The 25469-nt window shown below is 50.8% G+C and carries 26 protein-coding genes; 4 read left to right on the top strand and 22 right to left on the bottom strand.

All coding sequences use genetic code 11. The features are described from left to right. Nucleotides 1–482: 482 nt before the first annotated feature. The 15 genes from KXJ70_RS08965 to KXJ70_RS09035 all read right to left on the bottom strand — a co-directional run bounded on the left by KXJ70_RS08965 (nt 483) and on the right by KXJ70_RS09035 (nt 13575). The gene (locus KXJ70_RS08965) at nt 483–1382 is read right to left on the bottom strand and encodes a hypothetical protein (protein WP_219043166.1); all 900 of its coding nucleotides are present in this window, start codon (nt 1380–1382) and stop codon (nt 483–485) included. Nucleotides 1383–1528: 146 nt separating this feature from the next. Further along, the gene (urtE, locus tag KXJ70_RS08970; protein WP_219043167.1) at nt 1529–2224 is read right to left on the bottom strand and encodes an urea ABC transporter ATP-binding subunit UrtE; all 696 of its coding nucleotides are present in this window, start codon (nt 2222–2224) and stop codon (nt 1529–1531) included. 1 nt (nt 2225) lies between these two features. Further along, a complete protein-coding gene (gene urtD, locus KXJ70_RS08975; RefSeq protein ID WP_219043168.1) occupies nt 2226–3005 on the bottom strand; it encodes an urea ABC transporter ATP-binding protein UrtD in 780 nt (259 codons plus the stop codon). Next, a complete protein-coding gene (gene urtC, locus KXJ70_RS08980; RefSeq protein ID WP_219043169.1) occupies nt 3002–4162 on the bottom strand; it encodes an urea ABC transporter permease subunit UrtC in 1161 nt (386 codons plus the stop codon). Before urtC ends, urtD begins: the two co-directional genes overlap by 4 nt. Before the next feature lie 6 nt (nt 4163–4168). Then, nucleotides 4169–5824 carry an urea ABC transporter permease subunit UrtB gene (urtB, locus tag KXJ70_RS08985; protein ID WP_219043170.1) on the bottom strand — a complete coding sequence of 552 codons (1656 nt, stop codon included), beginning with the start codon at nt 5822–5824 and terminating at the stop codon, nt 4169–4171. A 91-nt stretch (nt 5825–5915) separates the two neighbouring features. After that, nucleotides 5916–7232, bottom strand: a complete 1317-nt coding sequence (gene urtA / locus KXJ70_RS08990; protein ID WP_219043171.1) for an urea ABC transporter substrate-binding protein — start codon at nt 7230–7232, stop codon at nt 5916–5918. Nucleotides 7233–7517: 285 nt separating this feature from the next. Then, entirely contained in the window at nt 7518–8135 is a 618-nt protein-coding gene (locus tag KXJ70_RS08995; RefSeq protein ID WP_219043172.1) for an urease accessory protein UreH, read from the bottom strand. Between the two features lie 43 nt (nt 8136–8178). Further along, nucleotides 8179–8790, bottom strand: coding sequence for an urease accessory protein UreG (gene ureG / locus KXJ70_RS09000; RefSeq protein ID WP_219043173.1), 612 nt, complete (start codon nt 8788–8790; stop codon nt 8179–8181). A gap of 53 nt (nt 8791–8843) precedes the next feature. Next, nucleotides 8844–9512 carry an urease accessory protein UreF gene (locus tag KXJ70_RS09005; RefSeq protein WP_219043174.1) on the bottom strand — a complete coding sequence of 223 codons (669 nt, stop codon included), beginning with the start codon at nt 9510–9512 and terminating at the stop codon, nt 8844–8846. After that, nucleotides 9505–10008, bottom strand: a complete 504-nt coding sequence (gene ureE, locus KXJ70_RS09010) for an urease accessory protein UreE (RefSeq protein WP_219043175.1) — start codon at nt 10006–10008, stop codon at nt 9505–9507. The genes KXJ70_RS09005 and ureE overlap by 8 nt, the downstream gene beginning before the upstream one ends. 27 nt (nt 10009–10035) lie before the next feature. Next, on the bottom strand, nt 10036–11739 hold the full coding sequence (gene ureC / locus KXJ70_RS09015) for an urease subunit alpha (RefSeq protein WP_219043176.1): 1704 nt from the start codon (nt 11737–11739) through the stop codon (nt 10036–10038). Further along, nucleotides 11736–12068: an urease subunit beta gene (locus KXJ70_RS09020; protein ID WP_219043177.1), complete on the bottom strand. Its 333-nt coding sequence runs from the start codon at nt 12066–12068 to the stop codon at nt 11736–11738. The genes ureC and KXJ70_RS09020 overlap by 4 nt, the downstream gene beginning before the upstream one ends. A gap of 38 nt (nt 12069–12106) precedes the next feature. After that, nucleotides 12107–12409, bottom strand: coding sequence for an urease subunit gamma (ureA, locus tag KXJ70_RS09025; RefSeq protein ID WP_219043178.1), 303 nt, complete (start codon nt 12407–12409; stop codon nt 12107–12109). A gap of 46 nt (nt 12410–12455) precedes the next feature. Beyond that, nucleotides 12456–13358 carry an urease accessory protein UreD gene (locus tag KXJ70_RS09030; protein ID WP_219043179.1) on the bottom strand — a complete coding sequence of 301 codons (903 nt, stop codon included), beginning with the start codon at nt 13356–13358 and terminating at the stop codon, nt 12456–12458. Between the two features lie 58 nt (nt 13359–13416). Next, nucleotides 13417–13575 carry a hypothetical protein gene (locus KXJ70_RS09035; RefSeq protein WP_219043180.1) on the bottom strand — a complete coding sequence of 53 codons (159 nt, stop codon included), beginning with the start codon at nt 13573–13575 and terminating at the stop codon, nt 13417–13419. A gap of 60 nt (nt 13576–13635) precedes the next feature. On the opposite strand from KXJ70_RS09035, the gene KXJ70_RS09040 reads away from it, so the two are divergent. The 4 genes from KXJ70_RS09040 to rep all read left to right on the top strand — a co-directional run bounded on the left by KXJ70_RS09040 (nt 13636) and on the right by rep (nt 19085). After that, nucleotides 13636–13899 (top strand): accessory factor UbiK family protein, encoded by a 264-nt coding sequence (locus tag KXJ70_RS09040; protein WP_219043181.1) that lies wholly within the window; start codon nt 13636–13638, stop codon nt 13897–13899. A gap of 79 nt (nt 13900–13978) precedes the next feature. Continuing rightward, a complete protein-coding gene (locus KXJ70_RS09045; RefSeq protein WP_219043182.1) occupies nt 13979–15460 on the top strand; it encodes a YifB family Mg chelatase-like AAA ATPase in 1482 nt (493 codons plus the stop codon). Nucleotides 15461–15561: 101 nt separating this feature from the next. Continuing rightward, nucleotides 15562–16818: a response regulator gene (locus KXJ70_RS09050; RefSeq protein WP_219043183.1), complete on the top strand. Its 1257-nt coding sequence runs from the start codon at nt 15562–15564 to the stop codon at nt 16816–16818. 260 nt (nt 16819–17078) lie between these two features. Continuing rightward, the gene (rep, locus tag KXJ70_RS09055) at nt 17079–19085 is read left to right on the top strand and encodes a DNA helicase Rep (protein WP_219043184.1); all 2007 of its coding nucleotides are present in this window, start codon (nt 17079–17081) and stop codon (nt 19083–19085) included. Here the strand turns inward: rep and KXJ70_RS09060 are convergent. From KXJ70_RS09060 to KXJ70_RS09090, 7 genes are all read right to left on the bottom strand, one after another. Beyond that, a complete protein-coding gene (locus KXJ70_RS09060; protein ID WP_255558414.1) occupies nt 19082–20008 on the bottom strand; it encodes a trypsin-like peptidase domain-containing protein in 927 nt (308 codons plus the stop codon). The two genes, rep and KXJ70_RS09060, sit on opposite strands and share 4 nt — an antisense overlap. 181 nt (nt 20009–20189) lie before the next feature. Then, entirely contained in the window at nt 20190–20612 is a 423-nt protein-coding gene (locus KXJ70_RS09065) for a c-type cytochrome (protein ID WP_219043186.1), read from the bottom strand. Nucleotides 20613–20833: 221 nt separating this feature from the next. Beyond that, nucleotides 20834–21472 (bottom strand): NAD(P)-dependent oxidoreductase, encoded by a 639-nt coding sequence (locus KXJ70_RS09070; RefSeq protein WP_219043187.1) that lies wholly within the window; start codon nt 21470–21472, stop codon nt 20834–20836. A gap of 111 nt (nt 21473–21583) precedes the next feature. Beyond that, entirely contained in the window at nt 21584–21964 is a 381-nt protein-coding gene (locus KXJ70_RS09075; protein ID WP_219043188.1) for a VOC family protein, read from the bottom strand. Nucleotides 21965–22012: 48 nt separating this feature from the next. Then, nucleotides 22013–23902 (bottom strand): DNA topoisomerase IV subunit B, encoded by a 1890-nt coding sequence (gene parE, locus KXJ70_RS09080; RefSeq protein ID WP_219043189.1) that lies wholly within the window; start codon nt 23900–23902, stop codon nt 22013–22015. Between the two features lie 98 nt (nt 23903–24000). Then, on the bottom strand, nt 24001–24597 hold the full coding sequence (locus tag KXJ70_RS09085) for a YqiA/YcfP family alpha/beta fold hydrolase (protein WP_219043190.1): 597 nt from the start codon (nt 24595–24597) through the stop codon (nt 24001–24003). Continuing rightward, nucleotides 24594–25400, bottom strand: coding sequence for a phosphodiesterase (locus KXJ70_RS09090; RefSeq protein WP_219043191.1), 807 nt, complete (start codon nt 25398–25400; stop codon nt 24594–24596). The genes KXJ70_RS09085 and KXJ70_RS09090 overlap by 4 nt, the downstream gene beginning before the upstream one ends. Nucleotides 25401–25469 lie beyond the last annotated feature (69 nt).

The raw sequence follows: 25469 nt of genomic DNA on the forward strand, positions 1-25469 counted from the left end.
TAGTCTCCACTAAGGTATAAGAAAGTGATCAAGCACTGTCCTGCCCAAGCTTTAGCACTTTCAATGCCAACTATGATTTTTATTTTTAAAAACAATAACTTATCGAAAACTTCAATCAATAAATTTTATTATTCGGTTAATGAGGTATTACGAGCCCTCCTTTGTGGGTTTGAATACGCTCAAATATAGAGCACTTTTAAAAAATGTCTTATTTTTATGCATCATAAACATGCAAATATATTATGAAAAGATGCTATTAGGAGCAGGGAGTAATCAAAACAGTTATCAACATATACAATAGAAACAGTGACTTAGGTCTTAAATGGCACCACAATAGACATCTGCACCAGACCCGCCGTATCAAATTGCACCAAGTTTGATCACTCGCACCATTTGCCAGCGGATACACCAACAATCCAACGACTAAAACGAAAAAAGGGGCGCCGGATGGCACCCCTTTTTATTCATTCTTAGCAACCATATTATTGAGCTGCAGCTGCGGCCTCCAACCTCTCTACGCGCGCGCGCAAACGTTCAATTTGACGCTGCAGTTCCAGCAAAGTCGTTGCCGGAGATTTAACATCAACTGTCTGCGCTGACGACAAAATGAGCTGATCTACCAAAATACGCCCAGGATTGCCTGCCGAGCCAGCCGAACCAGGACTGCCCGCCAAACCACCATCACCGCCTTCAACCCATTTCCGGCCACCTGCTAAGGTCTTTCTACTGATATAGTGTCCGCCCGTGCCAACACCACCGGAACCCGCATCGCCACCATCGCCTCCCGCAGCACCTTGATTATCAATTTTTATTCGCGCAGCAATATCATCGCCACGACTTACTTTTGACAATACTTGATAAAGAATCGTCACGTCACCAGCACGGCCGCCCTGACCGCCGTCGCCACCATTGCCGCCCTCGCCCGCAGGAACACCATCGCAATCTTCACTTACATCTGCGCCATCGCCGCCAGCACCACCATTACCACCAACACCGCCGTTCGCTAGCACATAAAGATCACCTAGCGATTCGAGCCCAAGCTGTAATCGAATAGCGACACCGTCACCACCATCACCGCCGTCACCACCAGCTATGCCATCTGAGCATTTAGCGCCGGCACTGCTTGTACCTGCCTCACCCTCAACACCGTTGCCATCGATCACCACACCTTTACCTATATAGGCATGCCTCGCCTGCACTCGCCAATCACCAACCGCAGGCGAGAATGTGATTTTTGCGCCGTCGCCAATATGGAGGTTTTCTAGCACTAATTCTTGTTGATCTATACCGACAACATAAGTTTTGCCCGCCGGAATGGTAAGGTCGGCGGCCAGCCCCGCAAGCGGTGTCAACGCCAAGGCAAGTACAGCAAGGTGTTTCATGAGCAATGTTTCCTTAAACGGGTGGCAAAAAAACAGACAGTTGAGAAGCATAGACTGAAAAGCCGAGGATAAAACAAAAATAGGCGCTATTAGGCAAAGTGGCAATGCAGCTAGGTTTTCAACCGGCGCTAGTATAAACCTTGGAGTCACACGGTCATATGACGGCGTACATCTTCTTCCACCATTTCGTCACCGCGACCGGAGAGAATGACCTCGCCACGGTCCATTACCGCGTAGTTGTCTGCTAAGGCTCGCGCAAAGTCAAAATATTGCTCAACGAGCACAATGGCCATGTCACCCTGCTGACGCAAAATACTGATGACATTCTGGATATCTTTAATAATAGAGGGCTGAATACCTTCAGTGGGTTCATCCAACACCAGCAAACGGGGCCGAGTAATTAAGGCCCGCGCAATCGCCAGCTGTTGTTGCTGACCGCCAGATAAATCGCCACCACGTCGCTTCAACATACTTTTTAACACGGGAAACAAATCGAATATTTCTGGATTGATGTTCCGCTGACTCCGCTTTAAGGGCGCATAGCCAGTGTACAAATTTTCCTGAACTGTAAGCTGCGAAAAAACCTCTCTACCCTGCGGGACATAGGCTATACCAGCACGGGCACGATCCGCCGGCCCCATGCTGCTTATGCCTTTGTCTTCCCACATAATCGTGCCGCCACGGATCGGGTGACGACCGGTGATCGCCCGCGCCAAACTCGACTTGCCAACGCCATTACGACCCAGTATGCAGGTAACCTTGCCCTTCTCTGCAACTACATCCACCTTTCGCAGCGCCTGGCTGGCGCCGTAATACAGATCAATTTCACTTACGACCAACATATCAGCGCCCCAAATACACTTCGATAACACGAGGATTAGCAGACACCACCTCGAGGCGGCCCTCAGCCAGAACGCTGCCCTCGTGTAATACAGTGACCTTGCTATCTAACGCCTTGATAAAATCCATGTCGTGCTCCACCACCACTACGGTGTGGTCTTTGTTTATTTCTTTTAGCAGCGCTGCTGTTTCCATGGTCTCGTGGTCGGTCATACCCGCCGCCGGTTCATCGACTAACAGCAACTCCGGCCCCTGCACAATCAACATGCCAATTTCCAACCACTGCTTTTGACCGTGGGACAAACTGCCCGCAATATCGCCGGCCTTTTCCTTAAGTCCCACCAGCTTAATCACATCATTTACCTTGTCGGTCTGCTCGCTGCTGAGCGTATGAAACAAGGCATGTAAAACACTGCGTGTGCCCGCCAGTGCCAACTCGACGTTTTGCCACACGCTCAGCGTTTCTACCACCGTAGGCTTCTGAAACTTACGCCCAATACCGAGGTTGGCGATATCCGCCTCGTCGTATTGCGTGAGGTCGATGCTGTCGCGGAATCTAACCTGCCCGGAATCTGGTCTGGTTTTGCCGGTGATAATATCCATCATGGTACTTTTACCCGCACCGTTGGGGCCGATAATGGCGCGCAGTTCACCTGGCGCGATATCCAGCGATAGATTATTGATCGCTTTAAAACCATCAAAACTTTTAGTCACACCATTGAGATACAACATGCTCTGCATCTCTGCGCTGTGAAAGCCAGGGCTTTTTACCACTGCACTCATGACTTTGCTCCCTGCTCCGGTATTGACGTTGCGTTGCTTTCGGCTCGGCGTTCGCGTATCTGCGTCACGACGCCGACAATACCTTTCGGTAAATATAAAGTGCTAATAACAAACAGTGCCCCGAGCATGAACAACCACACTTCAGGGAAAGCACCGGTGAAATAGGTCTTGGCATAATTAACGGCAACCGCGCCAATTACCGCACCAAACAAGGTGCCCCGCCCACCGATAGCAACCCAAATAACAATCTCGATAGAGTTGATCGGGCCAAACTCTCCGGGGTTAATAATGCCCACCTGTGGCACGTATAACGCCCCAGCGATACCCGCAAGAATCGCCGATACCACAAAGACAAATAGCTTGTAGTGCTCAACTCGGTAACCCATAAAACGGGTGCGACTTTCCGCGTCGCGAATGGCGATCAGCACGCGACCGTATTTGCTTGTCACAATAGCGCGGCACAAAACATAGGCCCCCGCCACGCTCAATGCCGACAAGGCAAACAAGACACAACGAGTCGCATCAGACTGCAAACTAAAGCCCAAGATATCTTTAAAATCGGTCAAGCCGTTATTGCCACCAAAACCCATGTCATTACGGAAAAATGCTAGCAGCAAGGCGTACGTCATGGCCTGAGTAATAATAGACAAATACACGCCGGTAACCCGCGACCTAAATGCCAGCCAGCCAAACACAAACGCAAGTGCGGCAGGCACCAAGGCAACCATAAACATGGTAAAGAAAAAATTATCAAAGCCATACCAATACCACGGCAATTCCGTCCAATTTAGAAACACCATAAAATCTGGCAGTTCTGCGTTGCCGTAAACACCGCGCTCGCCAATCTGACGCATCAAGTGCATGCCCATGGCATAGCCACCCAAGGCAAAGAAGGCACCGTGACCCAAACTGAGAATGCCGCAATATCCCCAAACTAAATCCAAGGCTAAGGCGAGCAAGGCATAGCATAGATACTTGCCAAGTAAGACCACGACATAGGTCGGAATATGTAGAAAACTGCCAGCAGGCATAAGTAAATTACATAGCGGAACAAGTACTGTTATCACCAATAAAGCGGCAATCAAATAGCGTCCCGCTTTATCGGCCAAGAGCAATCTGCCGATGGCGCTGCGCTCGAATATTTTTGAATTTATCATTGCCGATTAATCCTCTACCGAACGACCTTTCAGGGCAAACAGTCCCCGCGGTCGCCACTGAATAAACAGAATGATGAAAACCAGCACAAATATTTTTGCCAGCACCGCACCTGCAAACGGTTCCAAAAATTTATTGGCCACACCCAAACTCATCGCCGCGAAGAAGGTGCCGAATAAATTACCTACGCCGCCAAACACCACCACCATAAAGGAATCGATAATGTAGGACTGACCAAGATTGGGACCAACGTTGGTCAACTGGCTCAAGGCAACCCCGGCGATACCTGCAATACCGGAACCCAAGCCAAAGGTCAGCGCGTCTACCCAGCCCGTGCGAATCCCCATAGAATTTGCCATAGCGCGGTTTTGCGTCACCGCTCGCATTTGCAGACCCACAAAGGTTTTCTTCAACAAAAACACCAGCATTAACAACACAACAAGACTGAAAATAATGATGTATAAGCGGTTATACGTTAACGACAATGCACCGTTGATTTCCCACGAACCGCTAAGCCAACTCGGCGCGCTTACTGATTTATTCAGTGGCGAAAAAATACTTCGCACCGCTTGTTGTAAAATTAAGCTCACACCAAAGGTGGCTAATAAAGTTTCCAACGGTCGACCGTAGAGGTGTCGAATCACCCCGCGCTCGATCACTATACCGACCAGGCCCGACACCAAAAATGCAGCGGGTATGGCTACCACAATGGAATAATCAATGTAATTTGGCATCAGCAACTGAATGACGTATGTCGTATACGCGCCCAGCATCATCATTTCGCCGTGAGCCATATTGATCACGCCCATGACCCCAAAGGTGATGGCCAGCCCCACGGCTGTGAGGAGTAATACCGATCCTAAACTTAATCCGAAAAAAACATTTTCTACTAATTTGTACATCTCTGCCTCACCGCGCATTTCACTTAGCACTGCCGCGGCTGACTCTCTAACCAAGTCATCTTGTTCTAAATAATTTCCTTCGCTGTCTTTCAGTTGCATTGCGGCCAAAATCGACATCGCATCGCTATCCAGGGTGCCTCGGAAAGCTTCGATTGCGTCTAGGCGCAATACTTGTTCTTCAGAATTCAGGTTAATCATCGCGGTCGCGATATTAAGAGACGCTAACACTTTTTCGTTAACCTCCACCGCTTTTGCACGTTCAATCGCATATAGAAATTCTGGCGATGGGCTTCGTATCAAATCCTTGGCCGCACTCAAGCGCACAAAAACATCTTCGCTGCGCAGTGACAACTCGGCTAACACGCCACGCAATACCGTGCGCAGTTCATTATTAATACTAATTTTCCTGACTTTTCTGCTGCCAATAACACCCAGGTTTTCGCCATCAATAACAGATGTAATCTGATAACCATCTGGGTGGCTGAAGGCATATACCAGCTGCTCGTCGGCTTTGGTGTAATACAAGTCGCCATCCTGCAATGCACTTAGTACTTTTGCACGCTGAGGAAAGTTGGAATTGGCGATAAGATTAATGAGATTTTTTTTGTCTGACGTCGAGCGTGCCGATATCAATTCATTGAGTAACAGCGCGTTATCCGCTGCGACTTCACTCTTTACTGGTGTAATTTGTTCCGCTTGCACTACCTGAGCAACAAAAAGTGCGAGTACGACAAATACACGAAAAACGTGGCTGAGTTTCATGGAAACATCCATTGACGATCAAGGCCCCGACGCCTTTCAGCGGCGGGGCAACGTTGATAAAAGCACCTCGATATAAGTGCTTTTTACTGGACTAGTAGTTTTGACCTGAACACTTTTTAGTTTCAGTGTTGTAGTTACCGCACATGATTTTTGGATCTTGCCAATCCGCAATCAGCTTGGCACTTTCAGGCAGGAAGTCAGTCCAAGCATCGCCAGGTACGGCACCTTCAGTTTGCCAAACAATATCAAACTGGCCATTTTCCTGAATCTCGCCAATCAGCACTGGCTTAGTCAGGTGGTGATTTGGCAGCATCGTTGCAACGCCACCAGTTAAGTTAGGAACGCTTATACCGATCAATGCAGCAGATACTTTATCTACATCTGTCGTTTTCGCTTTCTCTACCGCTTTTACCCACATATTAAAGCCGATGTAAGTCGCTTCCATTGGGTCATTCGTCACACGCTTGTCGTCACCGATATACGCAATCCACTTGTCGATGAACTCATCATTAACTTCAGCATCTGCGCTCATAAAGTAATTCCACGCCGCGAGGTGACCAACGAGCGGGCCAGTATCAAAACCACTTAGCTCTTCTTCACCAACAGAGAATGCCACAACAGGAATATCTTCAGCAGACATACCCTGGTTAGCCAGCTCTTTGTAGAAAGGTACATTGGCATCACCATTAATGGTTGAAACCACGGCGGTTTTCTTACCTTGTGACCCAAACTTCTTAATATCAGACACAATCGTCTGCCAATCAGAATGACCGAACGGCGTGTAATTGATCATGATATCTTTTTCAGCAACGCCTTTGCTTTTCAGGTAAGACTCAAGAATTTTGTTGGTAGTACGAGGGTAAACATAGTCCGTGCCCGCCAGTACCCAGCGCTTAACTGAGCCGCCGGCTTCGCTCATTAAATAATCTACGGCGGGAATAGCTTGTTGGTTGGGTGCAGCCCCAGTATAGAAAACGTTTTTAGAGGATTCTTCACCTTCATACTGAACTGGGTAAAACATCAAACCGTTTAATTCTTCAATAACGGGCAATACCGATTTACGCGAAACCGACGTCCAGCAACCAAAGATGACATCGACCTTATCCTTGTCTAGCAACTCTTTGGCTTTCTCTGCGAACAAGGGCCAATTAGATGCGGGGTCTACAACAACTGCTTCTAATTTCTTACCTAAAATACCACCTTTTTTGTTTTGATCTTCAATCAGCATCAACACCGTATCTTTTAGTGTTGTCTCACTGATGGCCATTGTCCCGGAAAGGGAATGTAGTACGCCGACTTTAATCGTGTCTGCGGCTTGTGCAATCGAGGCGCTTAACGACAGCGTCGCGGCGGCCAACACAATACTGCTGTGTTTAGCGAAAGCCTTTATAGATTTAGGACTCTTCATGCTTAGCTCCATACTCTTTTTTGTATATATCATTAATCTGCGCTATGCGATTAATGAACCCTGGCAAAACTCCCACCACTATCTGCAGAATTAGTGCCAACCACCGAGCGGATATATAAAACCGATTTAAAAACACGGCATAGAAAGGGATAAGACTACGCAGTCAATGCGCGCTAAGAATAAGAACTGAACACCGAGGAAGCATAAGGCCCAGCGATCTTTCTGAAGAAGTGCAGTCGCGCGCACACTATTTGTGCGCCCGCACCAAAATAAACTTATTGCAACTTAATGCGATAGCAGCAAAAAGACACCAAAGCTGGTCGCGAAAACGCCGAGAGCTGACTGAAGAGAAAATTGCAAAGCGTGGTGATAACGCCCAGCCGCCGACAAGCCGCTACGTAGCGCCGCACCAACGCCCGCCATCGCTAATATTAAGCCCGCATTAAACACCAAAATATGCAGCATTCCTAAAGTCGGGCTTGCCATACCTGCGGCTGGAATGACCGCCAACAAGGGTGCCGAACCTGCACTACCGTGGACCAAACCAACTAAAATAGCATTGTAGCTACGCGGCTGAGCTTCCGCTTGGTGTTGATGTTGTCTCCACAAATGCGCAAACGTCATCGCACCAATCACAATCAACATCCACGCAACAGCGGCTTCTGCCATTGCACTAAACTGGGTTGGAATTGCCGCACCGGCAAGTAGTACCAAGCTCGCTACCGCAATCACTGCCAAGCCATGTCCAAACCCCCAGTGCAGGGCAAAATGAAAACTATAACGGCCGCCATTCTGACCGCTAATACCACTCACCGCGGCGATGTGATCCGCGTCAAACGCGTGTATCACACCAGCAGAAAACCCGAGTAGTAAAATACTTAACAAAGGTGCTACTTCCATCATTTAGTATTACTCCCTGCCAGCGCATTGTTCATATTCTTGTCACCTAACGTCCTAACATGCCTTGTTCAACGATAAAACTGACAATGTCTGCAACGCCACTACCGTCCTTTAAATTACTAAAAATAAATGGTTTGTCACCGCGCATTTTTTTGGCGTCTCTTTCCATCACACCCAGATCGGCGCCAACCAAAGGTGCCAAATCGGTTTTATTAATGACCAATAAATCTGAGCGGGTAATACCGGGGCCACCCTTGCGCGGGATTTTATCGCCTGCGGAGACGTCGATAACGTAGATGGTTAAGTCAGATAATTCGGGGCTGAAGGTGGCCGCCAGATTGTCTCCGCCACTTTCGATCATAACCAGTTCAAGGTCGGGAAAACGATTGTTTAACTCTGCCACCGCAGATAGATTCATAGAGGCGTCTTCGCGAATTGCTGTGTGTGGACAGCCGCCGGTTTCTACCCCAAGAATGCGATCTTGCGAAAGCACCTCGTGGCGCAATAAAAACTCCGCGTCTTCACGGGTATAAATATCATTAGTAATAACCGCGATATCAAAGCGCTCTCGCAATTCTGCACACAAGGTTTTAACTAAGGCCGTTTTTCCCGAACCAACCGGACCGCCAATCCCGAGCCGCAAAGCAGGCTTTTTCATAATTCTTACTCCAACGCTAAAAATCAAAAATTTTGCGAAATTCTCGCGCTCTGCTAAGAGCGAAACAATCTTGAATACTGGGTCTCATGTTGCATCGAGGCCATCGCCAATCCTGGCAGGCCGGCGCCAATATCGTCGTCATTACGCTTAAAGGCATCGGCAACCGTCTTTTCTAAACACGGCATCAAGGCCATAAGTAATCGCTGACCGTCGGTTTGCCCAAGCGGGACTAATTTAATTGCCGCCGCCGTCTGATTTTCCAGCCAGCTCCACGCAAATCCATACAAGGCATCATCGTCATTTATCTCGAAATGCTGCGCCGCCATCGCAAAGCCTGTAGCAAAACTGATGGCCTCACCCTTGGGCCATTGCAAGGCTGCGGGTAGTTCTAAGGAAACCAATAGACGTAATAGTGCCTCGCCCATTTGCACATCTTCTAACAGCAATTCACGGGACTCCCTTGCCGCCTGCAATGTGTCGTTCCAATGCTGCACTGCTAACACATCGCCTCGCCGCCACGCGGCTAAAAGCCGCAACATGACCGGCAGATCTAAACCTCCCATACTGTGACTCAAGACTTCGCCAATCCAATCGACTGCGCCATCCATATCGCGAACCCAAGCGCGCTCTACCGCATATTCCAGACCTTGCGAATACGCGTAGGCGCCCACTGGCAATGCCGGACTAACCAACTGCATAAGGTGCAATAGCGGCTTAGCCATGGGCGTGCTCGTGGGAGTGGGTGTGCTTACTTTCAGGGAAATGACCGGAGGAATGGTCATGGGAATGACTGTGACCGCCGCTACTGTGGTATGCCCCATTTTCAGGGTGAAAGGTTTTATCGGTGACTAACACTGTAAGGCCCAAGCCTCGCAGCATATCGTCCAATACATGATCGTGCTGATAGCGCAATTCGCCGACTTCAATTTGCAATGGCACATGGCGATTGCCCAAGTGATACGCTGCCTTGGCTAACAGCAACGCGTCGTCACTGCGCACCTCTGACACGGTTTCTTCAGCCGCGACCACCAACACGTTCTCGCCGCTGTTTGCGACCAGAATTTCGCCATCGGCGAGCACTTTGCCCCGCTCAACAAACCACGCGACATCTAAACCGCACAGCGTTTTTGCGCGGAAACGGCTGCGCTGCCGCTCCTGATAATTTAATACCAAGCGAATATCGCTAGTACCAACACCTAGTTTGTAGCATTCCAACATGGTTAAATCCTTATTCACACAGCCCCATTAAAACAGGCAGTACAATTGCGCTAACGGCAGCTCACTAGCGGGTTCACAAATCAACAACTGACCGTCTGCACGCACTTCATAGGTGTCGGGATCCACTTCCATCACCGGCTGATAATTATTTAGCACCATGTCGGCCTTGCTTACCTTGCGGCAATTTTTTACCGCGACTAAAGGTCGCTCTAAACCCAGCTCGCTTGCGATATCTGCATCGATGGCCGCCTGGCTCACAAAGCTCACCGAGGTCTGCACACAGGCTTTACCAAAGGCGCCAAACATCATGCGGTAGTGCACCGGCTGCGGCGTGGGAATAGACGCATTTGGATCGCCCATCGGCGCCGCAGCGATGGCACCACCTTTAATAATCATCGACGGTTTAATGCCGAAAAATGCCGGCTTCCACAGTACCAAATCCGCCAGCTTACCCACTTCTATCGAGCCCACCTCATGGGAAATACCGTGGGCTATAGCGGGATTGATGGTGTATTTAGAAATATAGCGGCGGGCGCGAAAGTTATCGCTGCCATTGCTGTCTTCGGCGAGCGGACCGCGCTGTACTTTCATTTTGTGGGCGGTCTGCCACGTTCTGCACACCACCTCGCCGACCCGCCCCATGGCTTGGGAGTCTGACGAAATCATCGAGAACGCGCCGAGATCATGAAGAATATCTTCTGCCGCAATGGTCTCTTTGCGAATCCGCGAGTCGGCAAACGCAACGTCTTCCGGAATATTTGGATCGAGATGATGACAGACCATGAGCATATCCAAATGCTCGTCCACCGTGTTCACGGTGTAAGGCCGTGTTGGATTAGTAGAAGACGGCAGTACATTGGCGGAACCGCAGGCTTTTATAATGTCTGGTGCGTGACCACCGCCGGCACCTTCGGTGTGGTAGGTGTGAATCGTCCGCCCTTTAAATGCGTCTAAGGTGTCTTCCACAAAACCCGATTCGTTTAGGGTGTCGGTGTGAATCGCCACCTGCACATCGTATTTTTCTGCCACGCTCAAACAGCAGTCTATCGACGCGGGTGTGGTGCCCCAATCTTCGTGCAGTTTTAAACCCATTGCGCCGGCTTGTAATTGCTCCTCCAAGGCACCCGGCAAACTCGCATTACCTTTGCCGAGAAACCCCAAATTCATCGGAAAGCTTTCTGCAGCCTGCAACATTTTGCCGATATGCCAAGCACCCGGTGTGCAGGTGGTGGCATTGGTGCCGGTTGCCGGGCCGGTGCCGCCGCCCAACATAGTGGTGACGCCGCTCATCAGCGCTTCTTCAACTTGCTGGGGACAAATAAAATGAATATGGGCGTCGATGGCGCCCGCCGTTAAGATTTGACCTTCGCCGGCAATAACCTCGGTACAGGGGCCAATAATAATGTCGATATTTGGCTGAATGTCGGGATTCCCCGCCTTGCCAATAGCAACAATACGGCCGGCTTTAATCGCGACGTCAGCTTTCACCACACCCCAGTGATCTAAAATCAGCGCATTGGTAATGACCGTGTCCGGGGTAAATTCGCGCCCCAGCTGGCTTTGCCCCATACCGTCGCGAATAACTTTACCGCCGCCAAACTTTACTTCCTCACCGTAGGTGGTGAAGTCTTTTTCTACTTCAAGCCACAGTTCGGTATCGGCAAGACGAACCTTGTCACCTACCGTGGGGCCGTACATATCCGCATAGGCGCGGCGATCAATCGTCGTCATGATGTTGCCCCTGCTGCCGCGTTATCCAAGGCGCCCATCACGTCGCCGCGAAAACCATACACTTCGCGCTTACCAGCCAAGGCCACTAACTCAACCTCGCGACTCTGGCCCGGCTCAAAGCGCACGGCTGTTCCCGCCGCAATGTTTAAACGAAAACCTCGACTCGCCTCGCGGTCAAATTTCAGCGCCAAATTGGTTTCAAAAAAATGGTAGTGGGAGCCAACCTGAATCGGTCGATCACCGCTGTTAGCGACGTCTATCGTGCAGGTTTCGCGTCCCGCGTTCAGCACGATATCACCCTGCGCTATTTGCATTTCACCTGGAATCATAAAGCCTCCCTTGCTGCAGCTAAGCGCTGCCAAATTCGTCAAACAATCGGATTGTGCACGGTCACGAGTTTGGTGCCATCGGGGAAGGTGGCTTCAACCTGTACCTCGTGAATCATTTCAGCAACACCGTCCATCACATCGTCGCGCCCCAATACTTCGCGGCCTGCACTCATCATCTCAGCCACGGTGCGGCCCTCCCTGGCGCCCTCCATCACTTCGGCGGAAATCAGCGCAATCGCCTCGGGATAATTTAGTTTCAGGCCCTTGGCTTTGCGGCGTTCAGCCAGCAGCGCCGCCGTAAAAATTAATAGTTTATCTTTGTCTCTAGGACTCAGTTCCATCGCTTAACTTCCCGTCTTTATCAATCTTGTAATCGCTAACCAGCGCTTAGGTATTCCAAATTCGCGGCGGACACGCCTTCCGTCCGTTTAACAAAGGCCGCAGTTGCGACCACAACCAAATAAAGCCTTTGCGACACTGCTCTGGTGAATCGCCTATGTAACGCGCTAAGAAAATATCGCGCTTTTGAGATAAGCCCCACTCCGCCGCCAACCAGCCTTTGCTAGCAACAAGTTCTGCTAAACCGTCGCGCAAGGTATCCATCACATCTTGATCACATTGCACCGTAGCAAATAGGGTGCCGCACACCGACATCCCACCCATCCCCCAGGGTGCGTCTAGCATTCTGCTGCCACCCAGCCATTCGGTGCGCTCATTAAGGACAGGCACACCATCGCGACTGATAGCAATTTTCTGTAAGCAACGTCCGCGTCCAAAGCCCTCGCCACTGGCGCGACGACCCAGCACGACAATATCCCAGGCACATAAACGAGCATCACCATGCAGGTGAAACTGATTGCTCAACTCTGCCTCAGCACCTTCAAAAACAATGGTTTCCTGAGGCAACCATTCAAGACAGGCACCGCTTGCCACACTGGCTGACACGCCCTGCGACTGAGCTGTCTTCGCGGTGTCGCTGCGATAAACCTTGCCCGCCGAGGGGGTGGTCAACAGTGCCTGCGCACGAGTATCTAGCTCTAAACTCACACGCAAAGCATCGCCCGGCACCATGCCGCCGGGGGGATGCAAAAGATAGACATGACAGCAATCGTCTTCCGGATAAAATGGTCGCTGCACCCGCAGCGGCCCCTTATGTAAAGACCGCACCAAATCTGTGCGATTTTTATTGGGACGAAACAGCAACTCGATTGATGCCTGCCAAGACTTGGTCGGTATCAATTCTGCGCCGCTAAGCGGCGGTATCTCTTGTGTGGGAGCGAGAGCCGTCAACGGCCAATCCTTATCGTTATGAAACATTCAAGGGCATTACGCAGCACGTACACCGAGTTTAGGCAGAAGCAAAAGCAATATCTGGGCCATCACTGTGCACGGTAAATGGGCGCTGCGCCATATCGGTTCTGGAATTTGCCGATGTCGCACCAATTGAAAGCAATGCGACTGACGATTTAGCCTCAGACGTCAGACTTCCAACGTCAAGCGAGCCCATACACCTCCCACCCAGCGCCAATAAACGATACACTTAGCCGCATTAATGAGGTGACTACACATGGCCAAACCCGATTTTATTTCTCAGCTCGCTCAACAAGCTGGCCGCTTAATCAATAATGGTCCTGAAATTCAGCAGGACATAGAAGAAAAAGTACAGGTCTTGCTGCAGGGCGGATTTAGTCGCTTAAACATGGTGTCGCGCGACGAATTTGACGCCCAAGTCGCGGTGCTTAATCGCACTCGCAGCAAACTGGAGGCCTTGGAAAAGCAGCTTGCCGAACTAACAGCCCAGCTGGAAAACCAAAACACGAGCAATCGCTAAGCGTCGATAAAAAAGGTATTACAATCGCTACACTAGGGATTCGTGCAGCTACCATTCCGCAGCCTTCAAGGATGAAGACATGCCTCTCGCCACTGTATACAGCCGCGCCAAACTCGGTATCAACGCTCCGCTAGTGACCGTTGAAGTCCATTTGTCCGGCGGACTTCCCGCCTTCAATATTGTTGGCCTACCCGAAGCCACCGTTCGCGAGAGTCGCGACCGAGTTCGCTCTGCTCTGATTAATTCGCGCTTTGACTTTCCCGTTAGCCGCATCACCGTCAATTTGGCGCCCGCCGACTTACCCAAAGAAGGCGGCCGCTTTGACCTCCCCATTGCAATCGGCATTTTACTCGCGTCGGGACAGGTGCCAGCGGCGCCATTAAAAGATTTAGAATTGATTGGCGAATTGGGCCTGAGCGGTGAACTCCGCGCCGTCGATGCCGCGTTGCCGGCGGCCATCCAAGCTAATGCCGCAGGTCATATATTGATTTTGCCTGCTGCCAATAGCGGACTTGCCTCCATTGTCGACGACACCGGCCTGCGCGAAGCGGAGTCCTTACTTGCGGTGGCCGCCCATCTACACGGCCAGCAAGTGCTGCCATTTGCAGGCGCCAGTGCAGACCCCATCGACAGCGATCACTACCCCGATCTCGCTGACGTAAAAGGACAAACCGGCGCCAAACGCGCATTGGAAATCGCGGCGGCCGGTGGCCACAGCTTGCTGTTAAGCGGCCCGCCGGGAACGGGGAAAACCTTGCTAGCAAACCGCCTGCCCGGCATTTTGCCACCCTTAACAGAATCCGAGCGTCTAGATATCGCCACCGTGCAATCGGTGGCGGGCAAACCACTGCGTCTACATCGCCCGTTTCGCGCCCCACACCACACCGCGTCGGCGGCGGCACTTGTCGGCGGTGGCAGCTATCCTCGCCCCGGAGAGATCTCCCTCGCTCACAACGGGGTTTTATTTCTGGACGAATTACCGGAATACCCGCGCAAGGTATTAGAAGTGCTGCGCGAACCCATGGAATCCGGCGAAGTGATTATTTCCCGCGCCGCCCAGCAATTAAAATTTCCCGCTAAATTCCAATTGGTCGCGGCCATGAATCCCTGCCCCTGCGGCTATGACGGCGATGAAAACAAAGATTGTCGCTGTACCCCCGACCAAATTCAGCGTTACCGCAGCAAATTGTCGGGGCCGCTTTTAGACCGAATTGATTTACGCATCAACGTACCTAGGCTGCCACCGGGTGTGTTGCAATCCGATAACAAGGCGGAAAGTAGCGCAGCTGTTCGAGAGCGGGTATGCAAGGCGCGAGCTCGCCAGCATCAGCGCAGTCCAAATATAAATGCTCGACTGAGTGCGGACGAGGTCGCCAATTTTTGTCCGCTCGATAGGCCCAGCAAGCAATTCATGCTGCGCGCTGAGCAAAAATTAGGCCTCAGCGCCCGCGCCCACCACCGCCTTATTAAAATTGCGCGAACCATTGCAGACCTTGCTGGCGACCAAAACATCAGCCTTGCTCACTTGCAGGAAGCCATGATTTATCGAGGTGACCAATAGGCCCGCTTTAACTCACCCGCATAGGCAACATTACTGATCCCCTTCGCTAGTTGCGAATTGTAGACTCCTTGCTATAAACAGATAACAAGGCACTAAAAACAATGCCAAGCGTCCTAGTGGTAGAAGACAACGCGGCGCTAGCTAGCATGGCGAAAGCGATCCTCGAAGATATTCTTGGCTTCACGGCGTGTATCGCCCGAAACGGCGCTGAGGCCAAATCCCTACTAAAGAATAATCCCGAGCGCTTCACCGTCGCACTGGTTGACCTGAACCTTCCCGATGCGCCGAACGGCGAAATAGTCCCTGTTGTACAGTCATACGATATTCCGGTGATTGTTCTCACCGGTTATTTCGGCGACGAATTACGCAAAAATATGATTGAACTGGGTGTAGTCGATTACGTGCTTAAGAAAAACATGAGCGCCTATGAATACGCCTGCCATCTAGCGCAGCGTGTGCATCGCAATTACTCGACCAAAGTCCTTATCGTCGACGATTCGAAGTCGGCATTATTAATGCTGAAGCGACATCTGGAGATCCAACGCCTGCAGGTTATCACCGCCGAAAACGGAAAAGATGCCTTGCTAAAAATGACAGCGCATCCCGATATCAAACTCGTTATCACAGATTACAATATGCCAGAAATGGATGGCTTCGAACTTATTCAACAACTTAGAACACGCCATCCCAAAGACCAGCTCGCTATAATTGGCCTATCCAGCTCTGGGGAGGCGCGACTGTCCGCCCAACTCCTTAAGAGTGGCGCCAATGACTTTATTGGCAAACCGTTTAGCTATGAGGAGTTGCTGTGCCGCGTCAACCAAAATCTCGATTACCTCGATCACATTCAAGATATTCGTGACGCCGCCAACCGCGACTACCTAACTAAACTTCACAATCGTCGCTATTTCTTTAACCACGGCAAACTATTGCACCAAAAAGCCCAGTTTCAAGAAACACCGCTATCTTTAGCCATGATTGATATTGACCACTTTAAAAAAATTAACGACCGCTATGGCCACGAGGCGGGTGATACCGCATTAAAACACATGGCGGATCTACTACGTGGTGAGTTTCCAGATGACCTCGTTGCTCGTTTTGGTGGTGAAGAATTCTGTATTCTGAGCACCACCGGTAGCGATGATACTTATAAACGCTTTGACGAATTTAGGCGCAAAGTGGCAGACAGCCGCATAGAAGATGATAACTACCAATTCGGATTTTCTGTCAGTATTGGTATTTCCAGTGTGCAAAGTGAAAAGCTAGATGCCAGTATCCACGCCGCAGACCTCAACCTCTATCGAGCCAAAGAACAGGGAAGAAACCAAGTCATTTCCAGCTGCCAACCTGAGCGCTAGCAGCACGCCCAACGCTTTCACTCTCGCTCGACCAACGATAGTACTAGCCCAGTCAATTATCCGGCCCGATAAAAGGCCACATAAACCTGTATCTCGCAGCCATACTGATTCCCGAAAGCGCATGTAATGAAGACGGTGGATAGTTTTGAGGCACCAGAGCGAAGCACCTGATTAATATCCAAGGCAGCGGTTCTTCCCCTGCTTCGCCCCTGCTACAATGCCCAGCCTTTTCACCCCTCGGCCTTGGACACAGCAACCGCGTGAGCAAACTCAACGACAGACAACGCGAAGCGGTGCTTTATATCGACGGCCCGATATTAGTGTTGGCCGGTGCAGGTAGTGGAAAAACCAGTGTTATCACCCGCAAGATGGCGTATTTAATTGAAAAATGCGGCATGCCGGCACGTCACATTGCCGCAGTCACCTTTACCAATAAAGCCGCCCGTGAAATGAAAGAGCGAGTCTCTCAGCTGGTTAAGGGGAAGGAAGCGCGGGGCTTAACGGTATCGACCTTTCATAATTTAGGTCTGACGATACTGCGCAGCGAGTACAAGGCACTGCAGTATAAATCAGGGTTTTCGATTTTTGACGGCCAGGACGCGCAGACCTTAATCCGCGATTTACTGATGCAGGATCACGGTGCGGAAAGTGACAATGCCGACCGCATCCAGCACCGCATTTCGCAGTGGAAGAATGAATTTATTACGCCTCAGCAGGCAATCGCCAGCGCCGACGGGCCCGCGGATATACTGTGTTCGCAGGCTTATTTACGTTATCAAAATGCCCTAAAAGCCTATAACGCCCTAGATTTTGACGACTTGATTATGCTGCCCGCGCTGCTATTTGAGCAGCAGCCCGCCATTCTCGAAAAATGGCAGCAAAAAATTCGTTACATGCTGGTAGACGAGTACCAAGACACCAACGGCGCGCAATACCATTTAGTCAAACAACTGGTGGGCGATCGCGGTGGTTTGACCGTGGTGGGTGACGATGACCAATCGATTTATGCCTGGCGCGGAGCCAAGCCAGAAAATCTATCGTTGCTCGGCAAAGATTACCCGCACTTAAAAGTGGTGAAACTGGAGCAAAATTACCGCTCCACGGCGCGCATTCTTAAAGCGGCCAATATTGTCATCGCCAACAATCCCCACGAGCACAATAAGGCGCTGTGGTCGGAGCTGGGACACGGCGAGCATATCCGTATTATTCGCTGCCGCAACGACGACGCCGAATGCGAGCGGGTGGTTACCGAGATTCTCGATCACAAGCTGCGCACCCAGGGCCGCTTCGGCAATTACGCGGTGCTGTATCGCGGCAATCATCAGTCTCGCCTACTAGAACTGAAGCTACAGGTGCACCAAATACCCTATAAGCTTAGCGGTGGCACCTCGTTTTTCGCCCGCAATGAAATCAAAGACATCATGGCGTATTTGCGCCTAATTATTAATCCCGGCGACGACAACGCGTTTTTGCGGATAGTAAATATACCGCGCAGAAAGATAGGCACCTCTACCCTAGAAAGCTTGGGGCGCTACGCGACCGAGCGTGAAGTGAGCATGTACGATGCCTGCGATGAAATGGGGCTCAGCCAACACCTGCCCGAAGCGGCAGTCTCGCGCCTGCGCGAATTTACCAGCTGGCTAAACACCCTGCGTCGCCAATGCTATGAAGGCGACCCCGTTGCCAGTGTGAAGCAGCTAGTAAGCGATATTGATTATTTAGACTGGCTTATTCAAAACGCCTCGTCCATTGCCATCGCCGAGCGGCGCATGGCCAACGTTCACATCCTAATAAGCTCCTTAGAAAAGTCGATAAAGGACGACGATAGCGAGAATGCCATCGAAGGTGCGATTAGCCGCTTGGTGCTGCGAGATTTAATGGAGCGCCAGGAAGACGAAAAAGAAAGCGACGACCAAGTGCAGCTAATGACCCTGCATGCGGCCAAGGGTTTAGAGTTTCCCCACGTCTTTATGATCGGCTTGGAAGAAGGTATTTTGCCCCATCAAAACAGTATCGATGACGGCATGATCGAAGAAGAACGTCGCCTTTGCTACGTTGGCATTACACGCGCCCAGCGCACCCTCACCATGAGCTACTGCGCCAAGCGCAAAAGTTTTGGTGAGTTCACCAGCTGCGAACCCAGCCGTTTCTTAGCAGAGTTGCCCCAGGAAGATTTGGAGTGGGAGGGCCGCGGCGACAACGACCCCGCCCAAAATCAAAAACGCGGCGGCGAAACCCTTGCTAGCTTGCGGGATATCCTCGGCTAAAAATTCGCCGAGGGATAAAAATCCGGCCATACCAATAGTTTTGTGCTGGCGTTGATAAAGCCACCATCAATCGCATATTTCAAAGCGCGATCCACATTGGCAACACCGTTACTCACATTTATCAAAGTAGGCCCGCCCAAACCCACCGACAACACACTGGTCACTGCCAGTGCCTGCCCAGTAGGGCCAAAGATGGGGCCACCACTGTCGCCAGGAATACTGGCTTTGTCGGTGCGTATTTCATACGCCCAACCACCACCCAAGACCGCCGTGATCGTGCCACTTTTCGCCTCTAAATTGCGCAAGCCAAAGTGAAAGGGCGAACGACCATAAGCAAAGACATTGTCGCCAACTGAGGCTAAGCCCGTAAACAATGACACTGGCCCGCCAAAGGCAAAGGAGGCAGGATGAATATTCGCTAGATCGTCGGAATGTACTTTGACCAAGGCAAAGTCGTTGTAAACACACGCATTGGAGCCCGGCGTTTCGCCCTGCTCCTGCATAGCGCGCCAACTGGAATACACCAGCTCGCCGGGCTGAGTTGCGTTTTCAATTATGACTTGGTTAAAACCAATGGGCAGATTATTGGTTTCGCAGGGATCAACACCGTCATTGGTATCAATACTGAAGCAGTGCGCTGCCACCCCGATATACACCGTCTGCGCGTTAGGGGAAAACAAGAAATTACCGGTACAACCGCTGCCATCGGCACTAATCTCCATGCCAGGGCGAATCTGGCCGCCCGCCGGAACACCAAAGCTCACGGGGGTTTCTGGGCTAGAAGTGCCGCCGCCATTCTCTTGGGGGGGATTATTGCTACCGGCTGAATTGTCGCTGTTTGGCGGTGTAGAATTAGATGAACTTGAAGAACCACCGCAGGCCGCCAGAAGCGCCACAAACACAAAAATCACCCATCGAGTCATCACAGTCATATCCATGCATCTACATTATTATTAACAGAGTAGCGCAGATTCAGGACATTTAGCGTATTTTTACCTTATATCGGCGCCACATCGACACCAATCTTACGCAGCCGGTGTTATAGCAGATTTATTCTGAGCAAAAAAAAGCCGCGCAGTGCGCGGCTTCTGAGCTCGATGGCGATTACTTACTGTTTTCCAGTATGTAATCTACCGCCGCCATGACTTCTTCGTCAGAGCAGCTCATGCACAAGCCTTTGGCTGGCATCATACCAATATTGCTGAAGCCTTCGATAGCGTGCTTGTGAAGGGTATCTACACCCTGTTCCGCACGCTTGCCCCAGTCTGCCGCGTCACCTAGCTTAGGCGCGTTGCCCGCACCGGTGGCATGACAACCCTGGCAGCTACTTTTGTAGACTTCTTCGCCAGATTTAGCCGCGCCACCCGCAGAGGCAACCGCCGCGCCGCAGGTATTATCACCTTGTAAACACACTTTACCGGCAGGCTGAATGCGGCTTTCTACTTCAGCCATTTGCTTGTCCGTCAACGCCCAAGCGGATACACACACCATCACCAAACCAAAGGCAGCGACCAATTTCTTCAACATTGCACTATTCACCGTTAACGTCCTCTCTGCTCACAAGGCCTAGCAGCCCGCATCATATTCTGGCGCGCATTATAACGGCATGGTCGCGATTACTCCAATAGCGCGTTCTGCTTATGTGCCAAGGTAGTAAAAACCACATGCTCAAGTCTTGATTGATGGTTATGCATATTGGGAGAGGGCTTAACATTTCACCGGGCGGCGCAGCAATTTCTAGATTTAACTCAGTACTGAATAATCGGCGCCTTTTGCAGCCAAGTATCGTCGTCTAGCATCCCCAGCATAGCGTGAGCGCAATCGGCAAAACTGATGTTCGAAAACCCATTAAAGCGATCAAAACCAATGCGATATTGACGGCGGAGCTCGCCCTCTCGCATTTGCAAGGGCCGCACGCCGAACCACTTCACATCCATATATTGTTTTAATAGTTGGTACTGGTGTTCTTTGTCGTGGTGCCGCAGGCTCATAAATACCTCGGCGAATTTTCTAACAAAACGTGCACCCAAGGTAATTTGGTCTTCTTCCACAAAGGTACTACCGCCGCCACACCAAATAAAACGGCCCGCAGACTCGCCGCGCAAAGCTTCTAAAATATGACGACTCACCTCTGTACAAAGATTTGGCATGGAGTGCTTATCAACCCCAATCGCAAATAGAACTGCCTCGGTATCAGCACCAATAGCACGCCACACGTCATCGGCGCACAGGGCATCACCTTCGACAATAGAAATACGCTCCTTTAGCTCCGCCGGTAATTTCGCCGCTGAGCGCACAAGCACCGTCACCTCATGACCGGCATCGACAGCTTGACGCAGGCACTGGCTACCCACCGCGCCGGTTGCACCAAACAAGGTAATTTTCATCGCGAAGATCCTGCTTTTATTGTGTGGCCTACAATATAAGATCAAAAACCGCCAAGCCAAAACCAAAAAAGGCGAGACCCTAAGGCCTCGCCCTTTTTTTCTAGAACGTACTTAAGCTACGCGGTGTAAAGCACAGAGTTTATTACCCGATGGGTCGCGCAAATACGCAAGATACAGCTTACCTAAGCCACTTTCGCGAACGCCCGGCGCATCCTCACAAGTGGTACCGCCATTTGCCACACCCGCGGCATGCCATGCATCCGCCTGCGCAGGGTCTTTGGCTGCAAAACCTACAGTACTGCCATTGCCATGGCTAGCAGGCTTGCCATCAATCGGCGACGTTATTGCGAAAATGCCACTCTCAGTAAAATAAAAGCAACGTCCCTTATCATCCATAACACCGGGCTCGTAACCCAGTGCGCCTAAAATTGCATCGTAAAATTTCTTTGATGCATTCATGTCGTTTGCACCGACCATAATATGACTGAACATTTTTTATTTTCCTCTTAAATTATTTAACTAAACATTTAGCAAAAATACTCACAACAAAACCTCCGCCTCGTCACCGCTGGCTTCAAGCCATGTTTTACGATCTGGCGCCCGCTTTTTAGATAGCAACATATCCATCAAGCTATCGGTTTCATCACCGTCATCAATTGACAGTCGCACCAAGCGTCGGGTGTTGGGGTCCATGACGGTTTCACGAAGCTGTAAGGGATTCATTTCACCCAAGCCTTTGAATCGGGTGACAGAGACTTTGCCTCGTTTATTCTCGGCTTCCAGTCTGTCCATAATGCCTTGCTTTTCGGCATTATCCAGCGCGTAAAAAACGTCTTTACCAAGATCGATACGGTACAGCGGTGGCATCGCAATATAAACATGGCCTTGCTGAACCAGTGGGCGAAAATGACGTAGAAATAAAGCGCATAACAAAGTGGCAATGTGAAGTCCGTCGGAATCTGCATCGGCCAGCACGCAGATTTTACCGTAGCGCAGTCCGCTTAGGTCGTCAGAGTCGGGATCTATGCCCATCGCGACAGAAATATCGTGGACTTCTTGCGAGGCCAAAATTTGCTGAGCGTCGACTTCCCAGGTATTTAAGATTTTACCGCGCAGCGGCAAGATCGCTTGGAACTGGCGATCGCGGGCTTGCTTGGCGGAACCGCCCGCCGAATCCCCTTCCACCAAGAACAACTCGGCGCGCTCGGTATCGACTCCAGAACAATCGGCTAATTTACCGGGCAAAGCTGGCCCCGCTGAGACTTTTTTACGCACCACTTTCTTGGCTTTACGCAGCCGAGTTTGGGCGTTGTTAATGCACAGCTCCGCGAGCTTTTCCGCATCTTCGGTGTGCTGGTTTAACCATAAACTGAAGGCATCTTTGGCAACACCAGCAACAAATGCCGAGGCTTCCCGCGAACTTAATCGCTCTTTGGTTTGCCCAGAAAATTGCGGGTCAGCAAGCTTGGACGACAGCACGTAACTGCACTTTTCCCAAATATCATCAGGGGCTAGCTTCACACCCCGGGGAATCAGGCTGCGGAACTCGCAAAACTCACGCATGGCGTCTAATAAGCCGCTGCGTAAACCATTGACGTGGGTACCGCCCTGGGCGGTGGGAATGAGGTTTACATAGGATTCAGCCAGAGGTTCGCCACCTTCAGGCAACCATTGCACGGCCCAATCAACCGCCTCGCTGCGACCGCTGAAATGGCCAATGAACGGCTCGGATGGCAGGGTTTCGTATTCGCGGGTGTGGCCAGCGAGATAGTCGCGCAGGCCGTCTTCGTAATACCACTCCTCGCTTTCGGTGCCGGTTTCATCAATAAAGCAGACGCGCAATCCTGGGCATAATACCGCCTTAGCACGTAATACATGTTTTAAACGGCGTACCGAAAATTTGGCAGAATCAAAATATTTGGGATTGGGAGTAAAGCGAATATAGGTGCCTGTATTGCGCTTGCCACAGCTATCAATCACGGCCAATTCAGAGGTTTTGTCGCCATTGGCAAAAAACATCTGGTGAACTTCGCCGTCGCGTTTAATGATAATTTCTAGCGACTCAGACAAGGCATTAACTACGGACACACCAACGCCGTGCAAGCCACCCGAGAACTGGTAATTGTCGTTGGAGAATTTGCCACCGGCATGCAAGGTACACAGAATCACCTCGACACCCGGTAAACCCTGCTCAGGGTGAATGTCTACCGGCATACCACGGCCGTTATCGCCGCATGCCAATGAACCGTCGGCGAACAAGGTGACTATGATTTCACTGGCGTGCCCAGCCAGTGCTTCGTCGACGCTATTGTCGATGACTTCTTGCGCTAGATGATTGGGTCTGGTGGTATCGGTATACATACCGGGGCGCTTGCGCACCGGTTCTAAACCAGTAAGGACTTCGATGGATTGCGAATTATATTGTGACATCTAAAACCATTGTTAGCGGCCGCGCCGCAGTGACTAATTGAGCTAAACATCCAGCCATTGAATGGACCGGAATCCGTATTATTTTCTCACGCCGCTGACTATTCTGCTGTCGACGCTGACAATTGCAAAAATTCGACTATTGGCTCTAAGTGACGATCAAAATTTTGAAAGCTGTGGTCACCACCCGCCTCCACTGTCATCTTAACACCTTGGTAAAACGTCACCGCATCGCGATAGTCCAAGGTTTCGTCCTGCTCCTGTACCATCACCCAGTAACGTCCGGTGTCCGGTTTTACCACCAAAGACTGCAGCGTATCAATGTCGACCTGCGTCAAACTAAAGTCCACACCGGTATAGGGATTGTGGTGTTCGCCAATAAAATGTTCCGCAAAGGTGTGGGGTTGAACCGCCGGGTTCACCAACACCGCGGGCAGGCGGTAACGCTCAGCCAAGACAGTGGCAAAAAATCCCCCCATGGAGCTTCCCACTAAGCCCAATGGTCCGGTCTTCTTCTGCAAAAAATCTTGCACTAGTTGATCTAGCTCACGAAGCGCTTCCGCCGGCGTATTCGACAGCGACGGTACCATATAATGAATATTGGGGTAGTGCTCGGCGACGTAACGCCCCAGTTGCTGTGCTTTTAAAGATTGCGGTGACGAGATAAACCCGTGAATATAAATAAGCCCTGCTGTCATTCGTAACCACTTGCCAGATTGTCGACCGCAAATGTTACACCTTTTACCCGCGACACTCTTGTTTGAAATCGACCATTTTCCGCCAGGTAAAATACTCGATAGCCTGGATTGCAGTCATCGAGCGCAAAGTTGTCGCTATTCGGCGCAAATTGAATACACGTTGACGGCGTGGTTAACAGCCCCACATTTTCAAAAAGCATTTCAGACTGCTGGTGCACATGACCCGACACAAAGGCTTTGATTTGGGGCTTACCAGCGACCAGGGCAAAGACTTGATCAGCATTTGTTACCCGTTGCTCATCTAGCCAGGCACAGCCCAAAGCTCGCAAGTGATGATGCAAGAACACCAAGCTGGGCCGCTCTGCCTCTGCAATACTCGCCACCGCAGAAAGCTGATCAGCCGCCAAGCAGCCGCCAACCTCACCTTCGACGGCAGAGTTCAAAAAGCCCAAGCGCCAAGCGCCCAGATCCACCGTTGTAGGCATCATTTGATCGCCAACGATGCTTTTCATAAGGTCCACATCGTCATGATTGCCCGGCAACCACACCATTTGCGACGCGAGACCATCGAGTCGCGCATACAAACGACGGTAGGATTCCGCATCGCCATGCGCTGCAATGTCACCAGAGACCACGAGTAAATCTATATGTGGGCACTCTGCAGCCAACGTGCTCAGCACTAGCTCTAAGCTATTATCGGTATCCATACCCAATAGGCTGTCACCCAGCTGGGCGCCGAGATGACAATCGCTAATTTGCACCACCGTCAGCAGTGCTTGGTCTTTTTGAGCAGGCAAATTCACCGAACAACCCCATTATTAATGCTTGTTTTATACGGGATGCCCCAGCCTTGCGCCAGTAAAATTAAGCGA

Origin of the sequence: Zhongshania aquimaris (genome assembly GCF_019312595.1) — a bacterium.
In the GTDB taxonomy this organism is placed as follows: domain Bacteria; phylum Pseudomonadota; class Gammaproteobacteria; order Pseudomonadales; family Spongiibacteraceae; genus Spongiibacter; species Spongiibacter aquimaris.

Bases quoted from the DNA above. Each gene is read 5' to 3' on its own strand.
- KXJ70_RS09060 (WP_255558414.1), bottom strand. From the start codon at position 20,008: ATGACTCGATGGGTGATTTTTGTGTTTGTGGCGCTTCTGGCGGCCTGC.
- KXJ70_RS09020 (WP_219043177.1), bottom strand. From the start codon at position 12,068: ATGATTCCAGGTGAAATGCAAATAGCGCAGGGTGATATCGTGCTGAAC.
- urtD (WP_219043168.1), bottom strand. From the start codon at position 3,005: ATGAGTGCAGTGGTAAAAAGCCCTGGCTTTCACAGCGCAGAGATGCAG.
- ureC (WP_219043176.1), bottom strand. From the start codon at position 11,739: ATGACGACGATTGATCGCCGCGCCTATGCGGATATGTACGGCCCCACG.
- ureG (WP_219043173.1), bottom strand. From the start codon at position 8,790: ATGAAAAAGCCTGCTTTGCGGCTCGGGATTGGCGGTCCGGTTGGTTCG.
- ureE (WP_219043175.1), bottom strand. From the start codon at position 10,008: ATGTTGGAATGCTACAAACTAGGTGTTGGTACTAGCGATATTCGCTTG.
- KXJ70_RS09035 (WP_219043180.1), bottom strand. From the start codon at position 13,575: ATGGGCTCGCTTGACGTTGGAAGTCTGACGTCTGAGGCTAAATCGTCA.
- KXJ70_RS08995 (WP_219043172.1), bottom strand. From the start codon at position 8,135: ATGATGGAAGTAGCACCTTTGTTAAGTATTTTACTACTCGGGTTTTCT.
- urtA (WP_219043171.1), bottom strand. From the start codon at position 7,232: ATGAAGAGTCCTAAATCTATAAAGGCTTTCGCTAAACACAGCAGTATT.
- parE (WP_219043189.1), bottom strand. From the start codon at position 23,902: ATGTCACAATATAATTCGCAATCCATCGAAGTCCTTACTGGTTTAGAA.
- urtC (WP_219043169.1), bottom strand. From the start codon at position 4,162: ATGATAAATTCAAAAATATTCGAGCGCAGCGCCATCGGCAGATTGCTC.
- ureA (WP_219043178.1), bottom strand. From the start codon at position 12,409: ATGGAACTGAGTCCTAGAGACAAAGATAAACTATTAATTTTTACGGCG.
- KXJ70_RS09040 (WP_219043181.1), top strand. From the start codon at position 13,636: ATGGCCAAACCCGATTTTATTTCTCAGCTCGCTCAACAAGCTGGCCGC.
- KXJ70_RS09005 (WP_219043174.1), bottom strand. From the start codon at position 9,512: ATGGCTAAGCCGCTATTGCACCTTATGCAGTTGGTTAGTCCGGCATTG.
- KXJ70_RS09045 (WP_219043182.1), top strand. From the start codon at position 13,979: ATGCCTCTCGCCACTGTATACAGCCGCGCCAAACTCGGTATCAACGCT.
- KXJ70_RS09065 (WP_219043186.1), bottom strand. From the start codon at position 20,612: ATGTTGAAGAAATTGGTCGCTGCCTTTGGTTTGGTGATGGTGTGTGTA.
- KXJ70_RS09085 (WP_219043190.1), bottom strand. From the start codon at position 24,597: ATGACAGCAGGGCTTATTTATATTCACGGGTTTATCTCGTCACCGCAA.
- KXJ70_RS09070 (WP_219043187.1), bottom strand. From the start codon at position 21,472: ATGAAAATTACCTTGTTTGGTGCAACCGGCGCGGTGGGTAGCCAGTGC.
- KXJ70_RS09050 (WP_219043183.1), top strand. From the start codon at position 15,562: ATGCCAAGCGTCCTAGTGGTAGAAGACAACGCGGCGCTAGCTAGCATG.
- KXJ70_RS09075 (WP_219043188.1), bottom strand. From the start codon at position 21,964: ATGTTCAGTCATATTATGGTCGGTGCAAACGACATGAATGCATCAAAG.
- urtB (WP_219043170.1), bottom strand. From the start codon at position 5,824: ATGAAACTCAGCCACGTTTTTCGTGTATTTGTCGTACTCGCACTTTTT.
- KXJ70_RS08965 (WP_219043166.1), bottom strand. From the start codon at position 1,382: ATGAAACACCTTGCTGTACTTGCCTTGGCGTTGACACCGCTTGCGGGG.
- urtE (WP_219043167.1), bottom strand. From the start codon at position 2,224: ATGTTGGTCGTAAGTGAAATTGATCTGTATTACGGCGCCAGCCAGGCG.